The sequence below is a fragment of the Rhodoplanes roseus genome (genome assembly GCF_003258865.1).
Lineage (GTDB): Bacteria > Pseudomonadota > Alphaproteobacteria > Rhizobiales > Xanthobacteraceae > Rhodoplanes > Rhodoplanes roseus.
Genome location: NZ_NPEX01000158.1, coordinates 1 through 13,516, shown reverse-complemented (window position 1 = coordinate 13,516; position 13,516 = coordinate 1). Strand labels below are relative to the sequence as shown.

The 13,516-nt window shown below is 66.4% G+C and carries 11 protein-coding genes and 1 pseudogene; 7 read left to right on the top strand and 5 right to left on the bottom strand.

The window, feature by feature from the left end:
* Positions 1-157: 157 nt before the first annotated feature.
* From CH341_RS19900 to CH341_RS19890, 3 genes are all read right to left on the bottom strand, one after another.
* Positions 158-1,453: a polysaccharide biosynthesis/export family protein gene (locus CH341_RS19900; RefSeq protein WP_245431154.1), complete on the bottom strand. Its 1,296-nt coding sequence runs from the start codon at positions 1,451-1,453 to the stop codon at positions 158-160.
* Between the two features lie 73 nt (positions 1,454-1,526).
* Positions 1,527-2,966 (bottom strand): mannose-1-phosphate guanylyltransferase/mannose-6-phosphate isomerase, encoded by a 1,440-nt coding sequence (locus tag CH341_RS19895; protein WP_111420729.1) that lies wholly within the window; start codon positions 2,964-2,966, stop codon positions 1,527-1,529.
* A 151-nt stretch (positions 2,967-3,117) separates the two neighbouring features.
* Positions 3,118-3,891 carry an exopolysaccharide biosynthesis polyprenyl glycosylphosphotransferase gene (locus tag CH341_RS19890; RefSeq protein WP_111420728.1) on the bottom strand — a complete coding sequence of 258 codons (774 nt, stop codon included), beginning with the start codon at positions 3,889-3,891 and terminating at the stop codon, positions 3,118-3,120.
* 964 nt (positions 3,892-4,855) lie between these two features.
* Between CH341_RS19890 and CH341_RS36475 the strand changes: the two are divergent.
* A pseudogene (locus CH341_RS36475) lies at positions 4,856-5,149 on the top strand (Wzz/FepE/Etk N-terminal domain-containing protein); the annotation flags it as partial.
* Here CH341_RS36475 and CH341_RS35970 read toward each other — a convergent pair.
* The gene (locus CH341_RS35970; protein ID WP_245431153.1) at positions 5,053-5,436 is read right to left on the bottom strand and encodes a hypothetical protein; all 384 of its coding nucleotides are present in this window, start codon (positions 5,434-5,436) and stop codon (positions 5,053-5,055) included. The pseudogene CH341_RS36475 and the gene CH341_RS35970 overlap by 97 nt on opposite strands.
* Before the next feature lie 19 nt (positions 5,437-5,455).
* On the opposite strand from CH341_RS35970, the gene CH341_RS19880 reads away from it, so the two are divergent.
* The 6 genes from CH341_RS19880 (at position 5,456) to CH341_RS19855 (ending at position 13,037) form a co-directional block, all read left to right on the top strand.
* Complete coding sequence (locus tag CH341_RS19880; protein ID WP_245431152.1) at positions 5,456-7,120, top strand: nucleotide-binding protein; 1,665 nt, start codon at positions 5,456-5,458, stop codon at positions 7,118-7,120.
* A 100-nt stretch (positions 7,121-7,220) separates the two neighbouring features.
* Entirely contained in the window at positions 7,221-8,444 is a 1,224-nt protein-coding gene (locus tag CH341_RS19875; RefSeq protein ID WP_111420725.1) for a glycosyltransferase, read from the top strand.
* Positions 8,441-9,736 (top strand): polysaccharide biosynthesis protein GumE, encoded by a 1,296-nt coding sequence (locus CH341_RS19870; protein ID WP_111420724.1) that lies wholly within the window; start codon positions 8,441-8,443, stop codon positions 9,734-9,736. Before CH341_RS19875 ends, CH341_RS19870 begins: the two co-directional genes overlap by 4 nt.
* 490 nt (positions 9,737-10,226) lie before the next feature.
* Entirely contained in the window at positions 10,227-11,033 is an 807-nt protein-coding gene (locus CH341_RS19865) for a WecB/TagA/CpsF family glycosyltransferase (RefSeq protein WP_170149727.1), read from the top strand.
* A 157-nt stretch (positions 11,034-11,190) separates the two neighbouring features.
* Entirely contained in the window at positions 11,191-12,087 is an 897-nt protein-coding gene (locus CH341_RS19860; protein ID WP_170149726.1) for a glycosyltransferase family 2 protein, read from the top strand.
* On the top strand, positions 12,084-13,037 hold the full coding sequence (locus CH341_RS19855) for a glycosyltransferase family 2 protein (RefSeq protein ID WP_170149725.1): 954 nt from the start codon (positions 12,084-12,086) through the stop codon (positions 13,035-13,037). Before CH341_RS19860 ends, CH341_RS19855 begins: the two co-directional genes overlap by 4 nt.
* Here the strand turns inward: CH341_RS19855 and CH341_RS36240 are convergent.
* The coding region (locus CH341_RS36240) for a calcium-binding protein (protein ID WP_111420720.1) at positions 13,012-13,516 on the bottom strand (505 nt) is incomplete at its 5' end. The genes CH341_RS19855 and CH341_RS36240 overlap by 26 nt on opposite strands.

The following is a 13,516-nucleotide window of genomic DNA, read 5'->3' as shown; positions in this document are numbered from 1 at the left end:
TACTCGCGAAAGCCCGTCGGCTTCACCAGCGGCAGCGATTCGAACGCGTAGGTGTTCGGCGAGAGGGCAGGGCGGGGCGTGGGGAATCGCGCGGAGACGTCCGGCCGAGCCGGAGAGCGCGAAACGCGAAGAGCGTGACCATTGGCCATTGTGTGTCCTATCGGGCCGGAAGGCCGGGGAGAAAATCCGACTGCAGGCTCACCTCGACGACATCGCCTGGCGACAGCTCCGCATCCTCGGTCACCGTGAGATTGTCGACACCGCCCTTCTCGGTCTTGCGGAACACCGTCAGTTGGGGCTTGCTGCCGGTTCCGCGGACCAGCTGGGACCGCACCATGCCCACATAGACGAGCTTCTCGCTGAGAGCCTTCAGGCGAAACTGGATGCCGGACAGCTTGACGTTCGCCTCCTGAAGCTCGTTCAGCAGTTCGAGCCGGCGATCGTCTTCCAGCTTCGTCGACTTGCGCGAGAACTCGTCCCGCTCCCGGTCGACCTGCGCCAGCTGGGCGGCAGTCTGGAGCTGACGCGTGGATGAGAGCAGCAGCGATCGCCTCGCCTCGACGACGCGGGTGATGGGAACGCTACCCCGCTGCAGCAGATCCTGGACGCGCTTGAACTCTTCGTTGTCGTCATCGACGCCGGCGGTTTCCTTCGTCTGCTGTTCGGTCAGGATTCGGATCCGCCCCTCCTCCTTGGCTACGGCCTCTTTCAGGTAGGACCTCTCCTTGTCGAAATCGGAACTCCGGGTCCGGAGCTTTTCCGCCTCGAGCTCGTGCACCCGTGCCGCGACGGCGGACGGCAGCGGCGTGTCGATCAGGTCCGTCCGGTCGATCTCGGTCTTTCCGTCGAGCTCGGCCTTGAGGCGGGCGACATGAACCTGCTCCTTGGCGAAGTCGGCCCAGAGCGAGTTGTACTCCGCCCGGAGATCGGACTGCTCGAGGAACGGGTTGTTCATGCGGAAGCGCATGATGTCGTAGCCCCCCGCCAGCGAGACCGCCTGGCGGAGGGTGAGGCCCGGGCGGTAGGGCACCTCGCCCGGCTTGGAGACGTCGCCGGTCAGGTAGATCGGCCGGTATTCGGCGATCCGCACGTCGATGTCGGACGGCGCGATGATCACCGGATACTCGCGCCCGGCTTCGTTCCTCCGTCGGAACTCCTTGCTGGGGAGCAGCTTGCGGATCCGGTCGCGCACCTCGGCGAGGGTCAGGCCGTCGACACGGACCTGACCCCCGAGGGGAATCGAGATCTCTCCGTCGCGATTGACCTGGATGCGCTGCTGCAGCTCGGGGATCCCGACCACCGATGTCTCCAGCGTATCGCCGATCGCCAGCCGGTACTCCGCCGCCGAGGCCATCGGAGCGCCCAGGAGAACGAGTGCGACGAGACACCGCGCGGCCCGCATCTTGGATGCCCGCATCGTGCAGAGAACGCTCCAGTGGTAGGCCAGCATCATGTCTCCTCGTCGTGTCCGGCCGCTGGGTCCGGTGGTTTCGCGTTCGGCCCGGCCCGCCGACCCGGTCGGCGCGCTACACCCGATCGTAGACGTCCTCGATCCGAACGATGTCGTCCTCGGCCAGATAGCCGCCGGACTGCACCTCGATCAGGTCGAGGTCGAGCTTGCCCGGGTTCTCCAGCCGATGCACGGAGCCCAGCGGCAGGTAGATGGACTCGTTCTCGCGGACCAGCAGGGTCTCGGCGTCGCGCGTCACGATCGCGGTTCCGCTGACGACGACCCAGTGCTCGGCACGATGAAAGTGCTTCTGGAGCGACAGTTTCCCGCCGGGCTTCACGGTGATGCGCTTGACCTGATATCGCGGTCCTTGCTGGATCGACTCGTAGTAGCCCCACGGGCGGTGGACCCGGCGAGACGTGAACGCCGACGCATGCCGCTCCCGCTTGAGACGCTCGACCAAGCGCTTGATGTTCTGGTCGCTGTCCTTGCGGGTGACGAGCACGACGTCTTCGGTGGCCACGACGATCATGTCCTCCACTCCCACGGCCGCGACCAGGATTCCCTCGCCTCGCAGGTAACAGTTGTGGGAGTCGTCGCAGACCGCCTGTCCGGCCATCACATTGCCCGCCGCATCACGATCGCCGATCTCCCACAGGGCCGACCACGCGCCGAGATCGGTCCAGCCGCAGCGAACCCGAATCACACTGGCGTGCTCGCTCTTTTCCAGGACCGAATGGTCGATCGAGATGGATGGTGCGCGGCCGAACGCCTCGGCCCCCAGCCGCAGGAAATCCAGATCGCGCTCGCCGTCCACGAGAGCGGCGCGGGCGGCATTCACCACGTCCGGTGCATGCCGCTCCAGCTCGGCGAGCAACTGGCGGGCCGCGACCAGCACGATCCCGCTGTTCCACAGATAGTCGCCCGATGCGAAGTATCGCTCCGCGGTTGCCGCGGCCGGCTTCTCGACGAACTCCGCGACCCCGGACGCCGCCGCGCCGCTCGGCTGGTCCTGGCGGATATAGCCGTAGCCGGTGGCGGCCGAATTCGGCTCGATCCCGAACAGAACGATGCGTCCGGAACCCGCTGCTTCGAGGCCGGAGGCGACCGCCGCCGTGAAGGCGGCCTCGTCGTCGATCACATGGTCGGCGGGCAGAAGCAGCAGCTTCGCGTCGCCGTCCTGCTCGGACGCATGGAGCGCCGCCACCGCCGCCGCCGGTGCAGTGTTGCGGCCGACCGGCTCGACGACCAGGGTCGCGGGCGAGACGTCGATCTCCCGCAGCTGATCCACCGCGATGAAGCGATGATCCTCGTTGACCACCACGATGGGGCGCCGGTAGAGGCGTCGGTCGGAGATCCGCAACGCGGTCTGCTGGAACAGGCTCAGCTCGCCCCGCATCGCGATGAACTGCTTGGGATAGGAATCGCGCGACAGAGGCCACAGCCGGGTTCCGGTTCCGCCACACAGCAGAACCGGGACGATCGCCGGCTTGGGCTCGTTTCGGGGAATCGTCATGCCGAAGGTCTCCATCGTGAAATCGTGATCGTGGATCGTGGCGTACTAATCGTGGTGCTGTGCGGCGGCGCCTCGACCGGAGCCTGCCGACGTCCGGAATCTGCGCGAAGGCCGCGCAACAGGCGGAACGATCAGTTCGTTGAACAAAAGCTCAGATACCGCTGCCCGAGATGAACTCTCGTCGCGCCGTCTGCCAGAGAATCACGATGTCCAGCCAGAGCGACCAGTACTTGATGTATTCCAAATCCTGATCGACGCGGGCCCGCGCGAGGGTCGGATCCTCGGTGCTGCCCCGCAGGCCGTTGACCTGGGCGAGCCCGGTGATGCCGGCCTTCATCCGGTGCCGTTCGAAGTAATAGGGAACGAGCTCCTCGTAGAGAACGCCGCCGGCGAGCATGCGGGGGACGTGAGGACGCGGGCCGACCAGTGACATGTCGCCACGGAGCACGTTCCAGAGTTGAGGCAGCTCGTCCAGGCTCGACCGGCGAAGCAGTCGCCCGATCGCCGTGACTCGCGCGTCCCCGCTGGTCGTCTGCTGCACGCCCGTCTCGTCCGCGACGTGCACGTACATGGTCCGAAACTTCAGAATCTCGAACTCTTCGTTGCGGAATCCGTAACGGCGCTGGCGGAAGAACACCGGACCCGGCGAAGACAGCTTGATGGCGATCGCGACCACGAGAAATCCCGGCGCGAGCACGATCAGCAGAAGCCCCGCCCCGACCACGTCGAGGCAGCGCTTCAGTGCGAGCTCCTGCTGCAGGTAAGGGCGCTGCGTGCACGGGACAGTGCCGGCGCTCGGCTGAACGACCGGTTCGAAACCGAGCGGCGTGGCGGTGTGTCGCCGGAAGGTTCTGCGGAGATCGTCGCGGTCTTTCGTCAGTTGCAGGGACCGGGCGTCATGCGACAGTACGTCCTGTTCTGCCATCGGCGACTTCTCCTCGTCTGGTCGGAATCCACTGACCGGATTGTTGCGCCGCACGCTACGCAGCGAGGCAATAACGCAGAGGGTGGACCGGAGGTGCCGCAATCGCGAGGTGTGATAGTAAGGAAAGCATTTGAACAAAAAAAGTTCATAAAAATCGAAGTACAAAATGTGGCCACACTAGTTAAAATATGTGGAAACCGCGTATCATTACACCGTTGTGTGTGCGTCGAAGCTTCTGTATAAGAAATGGCGAGTCACAGCATTGTGAGATGAAAGTCCTTGGTCGTATTTCACGGCCCTAAACGTTTGCGCAGCGTAGATCGAGAATTTGTGCACTGCACTCAAGGGTCGGCGGCCCGAAGTTTTCAACTCCGATGCGGAGGCCGAATAGAAGCCGCCTGCTGAACTCAATCGGAATAGTGGAATGACCAGGATCGGCCGTGAGCTCCTTCAACTGATCAGTTCGTTCGGACGGCTCGTGAGAACGCCGGCGCAGAAATCGAGCGACAGCAAAAATAGACCCGTGTCGCGTCGCGGTCTTCTCCTGATATTCTTGTTGTTCAATGTCCTTATCTGGATTGTCCTGATCATCGTACTCTCGGCGTGAAGACGGGCCGGCGCGCTCCGCTCCGGCACGCCGATGTCGCCGGAACGGTATGTGGCTCATGCGCCGGACCGCGCGTCGGAACAAACGCGCCCGCATCTCCCGAGGTGTAATGCCCATCGAGAGTGCAAGATGCGCGAATTGTGAGTAGGTGCGCGCCACACTATCGTCATCCCTCCTGATCAGATCCGTGGAACAGTGACGTGGGGCCGAAGTTCGGTTCTTCGGTAGCACGTCGCCGGATCACGTCCGCGCACGGTCGCAGGCCGACGCCTGCGCCCGGTGGACGTCGTCTCGCGGTGCCGACGCGCCGCAGCGTCGAACCGTCGGGTCGACGGCGTACGACAACGAGGGAAGCCGATGCTGAACGTGCTCAATGTCACATCCGAGCAGACGAGACGCGCCGGACATCGCTGGACCCCACGGGAGACACCCTCTCCGCACTGGACGCTCGTCGACCTGATCGCGATCATGCGACGTCGGTTCCGCCTCGTTCTGCTGGTCACGGCTCTCTCCCTCGCCGCGGTCGCGCTCTATCTGGCCGTGACGCCGGCGCGCTACACGGCGACCGCCGCATTGATCCCCGACACCAAGCGCACGCCCCCCTCGCCGACGGAGGTGGCACAGGACGCGCTGATCGACCCCGCGATCGTCGAGAACCAGGTCGAGACGATACGCTCGGAGAAGATCGCCGGCGTGGTGGTCGATAAGCTCGGCCTGTGGCAGGACCCCGAGTTCATCGGAAGCGGACCCGGCTGGGTGTCGCGCCTCCTCGCCGCGGCCGGCGGCACGTCGATCACGACGCCCTCCGACACGATCAAGAAGCGTGCTGCCGTCGCGAGCTTCCTGCAGATGCTGACGGTGAAGCGCGTCGGGCACAGCTTCGTCACCTCCATCGCGTTCACGTCGCTGGACCCCGAGAAGGCAGCGACGATCGCCAACGAGGTCGCGGCGGCCTATGTGGACGATCAGCTCGGGCAGCGGTTCGCGAACGCCGAGCGGACGAGCGTGTGGATGCGCCAGCGGATCGAGACGCTCGGGCGCGACGCGGAGGCCGCGGCTGCGGCGTCCGCCGCCTACAAGGACGCGCATCGAATCGCCCTCGGCCCGGACGGGCGCACCGACGATGAACGCGAACTCGCGGAGCTCCGACGAGACCTCGAGACGGCGAAGGCCGAGCTCGCCGAGGCCAGGACGCGCCTCGCGGGGTCGCAACGCCTCCATGCCGCCGAGGGCGACGGATCGAGCCTTCCCGAGCCGTCGCTCCTGGCGTCGGTCGACAGCCCTGCGATCCGCGAGATCGTGAGGCGATACGAGGAGATCGCGCCTCTCTCCGCGGGCGCGGCGGCCGCCGACCCGGCAGGGCCGCAGGTCGCCGGTTCGGCCGGGAGCACGAGTGAGGCCGCGCCAGCCGATTCGAGCCGCACTCCTTCGCTCGCAAGCCTGCGCAGCCGATTTTGGGACGAGGTGCGACTTGCGGAGGCCGCCGACCGCCAAGCGGTGGAGAGCGGTACGCTGCGCCTGGCGAGCCTGACGAGCCGGGCAGCGACGCTGAACGCCAAGGTGGAGGAGACGCGCGCCACCGTGGTGGAGCTGCGGCGGCTCGAGGCCAATCACACCCGGCTGAGCCAGCTCCACGACCTCCTGCAGAACCGCTATTCCCGGGTCAGCGACTTCCTGCAGCAGCAGTATCTTCCGGTGACGGAGTCGCGGATCGTGACGGACGCGGTTCCGCCGCTGAAGAAGAGCTCACCCAAATCCACGTTGCTGTTGTTCCTGGGCGGCGTCGCCGGAGCCATGGTCGGCATGGGCGGGGCACTCGCGAAGGAATATGCCGACCACTCGATCACCCGGCCGGAGCAACTCGAGCACGAGCTCGGAGTGCGGTGGATCGGCACGCTCACCCGCTTCAGGACCGGGCGAGACAGCCCGGTGAGCCGGGCGGCGGACCTGTCCAGCGACCGGGCGGATCGGAGCGACGGTGACAAGGCATACAGCGTCAGAGATCCGGACATCGGACGCGCCGCCGACACGCTGAAAGGCGTGAAGGTCGCTCTCGAGGAGAGCGTCTCGGCGACCGGCGGAGGTCATCTGATCGCGGTGGCATCCGCCGAGGCGGGAACCGGCAAGACGACCGTGGCCCTGGGGCTGGCGATCGTCACGGCGGCAGCCGGACATCGGACTCTGCTGGTCGACGGCAATGTGCTCAATCCGACGCTCTCGCTCGAGACCGCCGAGACCAGACGGCCGATTCCCGTACCGGTCGCAGACGACGATCCGTTCTTCGAGCGGGCCGTGGAACATCCTCTCGGCTTTCACGTCCTGCCCCAGCGGGCGGACGACATCGGGCCAGACCTCCTGGCCATGCGCGAGGTGCGTCACCTGCTTCAACGACTGCGGAAGAGTTACGACTACGTGATCGTCGACACAGCCGCGATGCTCGACCACATCGATCTGGCTGCCGCGGCGGCGATATTCGACGCGCTCGTCGTCGTGGTCGAGCACGGGCGAACCGTGACCGACGATCTCGAACGGGCGCTCGGCCGCTCGGCGATCATCGGCGAGCGAGTCGCCGGTGCGGTGATCAACAAGGCCAAGCCGTCGGCGCGACGGGCGCGCACGTGACCACCTCCCACCCCCGACGTCCGGCCTCGCTCGGATGCGCAGAGGCGAAGCGGCTCCGATGACATCGACCGCACCGACCAGCGAACCCGCGTTCCGGGGGATGCACTACGTTCGGCGGGCGCTTCGCCGTCCCGCTCGTGCCTTCCGTCGGAATCTCCTGCCGCGCCTGTTCTGGCCGACGCGGCCGCCCGACATCGACACGGTCCGCTCCGTCCGCGTCGTCGGGCTGCTGTCGTCGGCGTCCGGCATCGGACAATCCGCGCGCCTCTGCATCGAGACGGTGGAGCGCGCCGGATACGCGGTGTCGCGGTCCAATGTCGCGGGCTTGTTCGACAGCGACGACCACCTCCCGGTCCCGGCAGGAACGGCGGGCGTACGCGTCCCCGACCTCTCCATCTATCATCTCAACCCGCCGATGCTGCTGCTCGGCATGATCGGATCGGGCCTGCGCCCCTATTACCGATCTTACAATATCGGCTACTGGGCGTGGGAGCTCGAGGCTCTTCCGCGAGAGTGGATCGCGGCGCTCCCCTTCGTGCATGCCGTCCTGGTGCCGTCCCGATTCTGCCAGGAGGCGATCGGACGCTACACGGACAAGCCGGTGCTGGTCGTTCCGCACCCGGTGGTGGCCGCGCCCCCGGGATCTCGAGCGGACAGGTCCGACGCGGGACGGCGCTTCCGAGTCGTCCAGATCTTCAACTTCGGATCGTCGTTCGAGCGGAAGAATCCGGTGGCGCTGGTGCGGGCCTTTCGGTCCGCCTTCGGCGACGATCCCACCGCCGAGCTGATTCTGAAGTCGAGCCGTGGCGACCGCCACCCCCAGGACAAGGGCTGCCTGCTCGCCGAGATCGGCGATGCCCCGAACATCAGTCTGATCGACGAGACCTGGGAGGCGCGACGGGTCGACGATCTGCTTCGCTCCGCGGACGTCTACGCGTCCTTGCATCGGTCGGAGGGCTTCGGCCTGCCGCTCGCCGAAGCCATGATGGCGGAGGTTCCGGTGCTCGCGACCGATTGGTCCGGCAATGTCGACTTCTGCCGGCCGGAGACGAGCTTCCCGGTCGAATGCAGTCTCGTCGAGTTCGGTGACGGTCATCCGGACTACGAGCAGGTTCACGATGCCCGTTGGGCGGAGCCATCGGTCCGGCACGCCGCCGCACAGCTCCGTCGGATTCGGGAGGATCCGGTCGCCGCCCGGAACATGGCCGTGTCCGCGAAAGCGATGCTCGGTTCACATCTGGAACGCCACAGCTACGAGCTCGCGATCGCGATGCTGCAGCGAGGCCGGGCCCGGCCGGCGCGTGAGGAGGGCGGGCGGGGATGACCGATCGCGCCGTGTCCCTCCTGCCCGGCGTCGCGACGAGTCGACCCTTGCGGGTCGTGCCGGGACTCCTGGTGATCGCAGCGGTCTGCTTCAACGCCGGCCTCGCCGTAGTCAACGGGACCGTCACCTCCTTGGGACCCGCCGTCGTGATCGCGGCCGAGATGGCGTTGGTGCTCGCCGCTCACGTGGTCGCGCTCGCGAACTACCGCCCGCAGATGCTGCCCTGGTACCTGCTGGGCGCGGCCCTGCTGGCCGTCGCGTGCTGGCGTTCCATGGCCCTGCAGGAATTCGATCCGAAATACTTCCGCGACGTCCTGATCATTCCGACCTTCGTCGTGCTCGGAATGACCTTCGACCGGAGATCCCTCAACAAGGTCGTCTTGACCCTGCACGCCGTCGTCATGACCGCGTTGGTCTTCGAAATTCTGGCGACCGACGCGTACTCGGCGGTGTTCAAGATCAAGGAGTACTACATCAACACGCGCGGCTACGACGCGGAGAGCTTTTGGAACAAGAACTCGGACCTGTTCGTCAATGCCGTGCGGCCGGACACCCGGCTGTTCAGCTTTCTCGATCTGCATCGGGTCTCGTCCATATTCCTCGAGCCGGTCTCGCTGGGCAGCTACTGCATCGTGATCATCGCTTATGTCTGCGCCCGCTACGAGGATCTGTCCCGGTCGCAAATCCTGTTCCTCGTCGGAGGAACGCTGCTGGCGATGCTCGGCTCTGACAGCCGGCTCGCCGCGATGTCGTCGGTGCTCATCGTGGTGATCGCCGTTCTGGCACGTCTGCTGCCGCGCTACAGCGCTCTGATCTATCTGCCGGGCGTGCTGGCGGTGGCGTTCCTCTACGTCACGCTCGGAGGCGTCCAGGCGGGTTCGGACGACTTCCCGGGCCGCATCGCGCATACCGTCCATCTGTTGAGCCGCTTCTCGGTCGACGAGTACCTCGGGATCTCCGCCGATCCGATCCTCCTGTCGGAGTCGGTCGACAGCGGCATCGGATATCTGGTGCTGACCCAATCGCTCTTCGGCGTCGCCCTGATCTGGGGTGCGATCGTCCTCACCTCGGCGGATCGAACCGCGGAGCAGATCCGGTACGTCCACGCGACCTGCGTCTATCTTTCGCTGACCATGATCGTCAGCTTCGCGTTTCTGAGCATCAAGACGGCGTCGCTGCTTTGGTTCGTCTACGGGGTCTTGCAGATGCCCCTGGCGAATCCGGGACCGGGATCGCCCAGGAGGGTGGAGACGACGGGCTCACTGCAGAGGCGGGTGGCGGCGGCGTCGTGACCCGTCGCGCTGGTCGCGCATCGGCAGGTCACGAACGTCTCGAAACGAGCAGGATCGGCGGGAACGAGGATTGGATAACGGCCTTTACCTGAGGGGCGGAGGGCGGCGACGGAGCTGCGAAATCCGCGGCGGGTCTCCATGGCCCCTCGACGTGAAGGAACGAAGAGAGCGGCAGCGGCGATCGGGGCCCGCAGTGGTTCGAAGTCGAAAGCCGAGAGGCCCTGCCGTGTGGCGGGACGCGTGTCGGGACGGGACCAGGCGTCGGTCGGTCCCCTCGGACGTGGGATGAGAGAACCGGCGGCCGAGCCGAGCCGAGTTCGAAGAACCTTCGAAGGACCTTGAAAGAACCGGGAATGCCCGAAGGGGCCTTGACCGGCGCGCACAGCACATGCGCGCCGCATCGCGCCCCCGTGCGCGATCACAGGGCGGATTCGCGGCACCGATCGCGATCGGGGACCGATCGGCGAGGCGAGTGACTGGACGACGGAATGTGCAGTGGGGCGCAACGGCAGCGGAGACATTCATGAAAGCGGTGTTTGGACTAGCGTTTTCGTCGCACACGCAGAGCGAGCTCGTGGACAAGCTGGCCCGCGAGAAGATCGCGCCGGGCGCGGGGCCCCGCACGATTCTGACGGCGAACCTCGATCACGTCGTCCGGCTGAGGAGCGACCACGATTTCCGCGACGCCTACGATCGGGCCTGGGCCGTCACGGCCGACGGCGTGCCGGTGTTGATGTATGCGAAGGTGAGAGGCGCTCGCGAGCTGACGCGCGTGACCGGATCCGATCTCGTGTCGGCGCTGCTTCCGGTACTCGATCCCGACAACGCGCGGCTGTTCTTCGTCGTCGGCGATGCGACGACGGCCGATCGTCTGCGCGACATCCTGAGAGCGCGGGGGTTCGAGAGCGATGCCGTGGTGATCGAGGTGGCCCCCCGAGACTTCGGCCGCGACCGAGCGTATTCGGGCACGCTCACCGGGAGGATCAGAGGTCACCGGACGACGCATCTGTTCATGGGGCTCGGAGCACCAAAGTCGGAAGTCTGGGTCCATCGGCATCGGGATCGCCTGGGCGACTGCTACGTCCTTCCGGTCGGCGCCGGGCTGGAGTTCGTCGCCGGGACGAAGCGACGTGCGCCGGTCTGGATGCGCGGCGCCGGACTGGAATGGGCTTGGCGTCTGGGATCGGAGCCGCGTCGGCTCTGGCGTCGTTATCTGGTGGATTCCTGGTTGTTCCTCGGGGCGATCGGGACGGACCTGATGGCGCCCGATCGCGGCAGCGCGCGGTCGACGCGCTGAGGAGCGGCGTCCCGCTGGGGAGTCCAAGGGCATCCGGGCGAGCGGCAGGACGTGCGGTTCGTCTCGAGTGAATGGAAGGTGGCTCGTCTCGCGTCCATGGTCGGCCGGGACGACGACGCCGCGGCAGCAAGGGGAGGGTGCCACGCGATTTCTATCTTTGATCGTCGGCACGGTGGGTCGAGCGGACACGCTCCGGCGTCTGCTCGACTCGCTCGCAGGTCAGAGCGAGCCGGAATTCGAGGTGATCGTCGTCGACCAGAACGATGCGATCGACATATCCCCGATCACGGACGCCTATCGAGGTGATCTCGACATCCGTCGTGTGGAGGCCCCGAGGGGACTCTCGAGAGCGAGAAACATCGGGCTGCAACATGCGCGCGGCATCGTCGTGGGCTTTCCGGACGACGACTGCTGGTACGGGCCGCATGTGGTCGCGCGGGTGAGGCGGGCGTTCTCGGACGACAGGACGGCGGTCCTGACCGGCCGAACCGTCGCATCCGACGGATTGGATTCGGTCAGCCCGCATCGTCTGGAGAGCGGGCCGGTCGATCGCTCCAACGTCTTCGTCTCGGGCAATTCGAACACGCTGTTCTGCAGGCGGCGCGTCTTCGAGACGGTCGGGGGCTTCGACGAGGCCCTCGGAGTCGGGGCTGCCACACCCTATCAGTCCGGGGAGGAGACCGACTTCCTGCTCCGCTGTCTGGCTCATCGTATCCGCGTCGACTACGACCGCGACCTCGTCGTTCATCATTGCCACATCAGGAATGCGTCCTCGGCACAGACCAGACGGGCTCGGGTCTATTCGCAGGGGTATGGCCGACTGTTGCGCGTCCACGGCTTTGGACTCACGTATCTCGGGGCGGGAGTCGGGCGCTCCCTCGGTCGGGGAATTCTATGCTTCGTGACCGGAGATCTGGACGGTGCACGGAGCCGGGTTCATTGGGCGCAGGGAGCGCTCGTAGGGTATCTGTCGGGTCGCAGGAGCGTGCCGGACCACTCGTCGTCGGAAGGTCAACTCACCTCCGGCCGATCGCCCGCGGGTCAAACACGATGAGCGCCGCCACGCGCCCGCAGGTGAGCGTCGTGCTCCCCGTCTACAATGCCGTCGACAGTCTCGGCCGCGCCGTCGACAGCGTTCTCGAGCAGACCGTCGGGGATCTGGAGTTGATCGTGGTCGACGACGGGTCGACCGACGGCACGCCATCGCTGGTGGCGGACGCCTACGGTCGCGAGCCCCGCGTTCGGATGGTGCGGCTGCCTCGCAACCGGGGTCCGGCGCATGCCCGCAACGTCGCGCTGGCGGCTGCGAGCGGGACATGGATCGGGCTCGTGGACGCGGACGACGCCTGGCGGCGCGATCGGCTCGCCCGCCTTCTCGCCCATGCCGAAGGCGCCGATGCCGTCTTCGACAATCTGCTGGAACGTGACCCGGTGACCGGCGAGGTGGCAGGCCCGTTGTTTCCGAGCCTGCCGTCCGGCCCCCTCACCATCGAGGGCCTGCTGGCTCCGACGGCTCCGGGCAGTCGGTACAATTACGGCTACCTGAAGCCGCTCGTCAGGCGTGAGTTCCTTCGGGCCAGGACCATCGCCTACGACGAAAGTCTGCGGACCAGTGAGGATCTGCTGCTCTATCTCGTGCTTCTCCTGGAAGGTGCAGTCACCCGGATGGTCGACGAGGCTCTCTACGTCTACACGGTTCCGGTGAGCCGCACCGGATCCCCCTCGGCGGCGAGCAACACGGTGCCGCGCGACGACGAGGTCAGGGCCGCGCTGGCAGACGTGTCGGCCCGTTATTCGGATCGCATCGGGGGTGCGGCGGTGCACGCGCTGTCGCAGCGCATCGCGTTTCTCGAACGGATACGGCCGGTGTCGGAGTTCGATCACGCCCGCCGGCGGCGCGAGTATCGGCGCGCCACGGCGCTCTTCGTCGCGCACGCCGCGGTGAGACGGGAGGTCGTCCTTCGGCTGCGGTCCAGGCTCAGCCGACGATCCAGGCGGAGCTGAAGCTGCTGGCGTGGATGGTCGCGATCACGACGGCACCTCCGCCGGAAAGGTCGAGCTGAAGTCCCTCCGGGGTGTCGTGCATGGTGAAGCGCTGGCCGTTCAACACCAGCCGGTCCACCAGGGGATTGAAGTCCATGATGGTGTCCTTGCCCGAGCTCGCAGCGAACGCGAAGGTGTCGGCGCCGGCATCGCCCCACAGGCGATCGTCGCCGGCACCGCCCTCGATCCAGTCGTCTCCGTTGCCTCCGAACAGCATGTCGTTGCCGTCGTCGCCATAGAGCTTGTCGTTGCCGTCGCCGCCGTAGAGCTTGTCGTCACCGGCGTGACCGCCCAGGATGTCGTCGCCGGCATCGCCGTAGATCAGGTCGTTTCCGTCGCCGCCGCCGATGCGGTCGTTGCCGTTGCCGCCGCCCAGCACGTCGTCGCCCGCCTCGCCGTAGATCAGGTCGTCGCCGTCGCCGCCCTGCAAGCGATCGTTG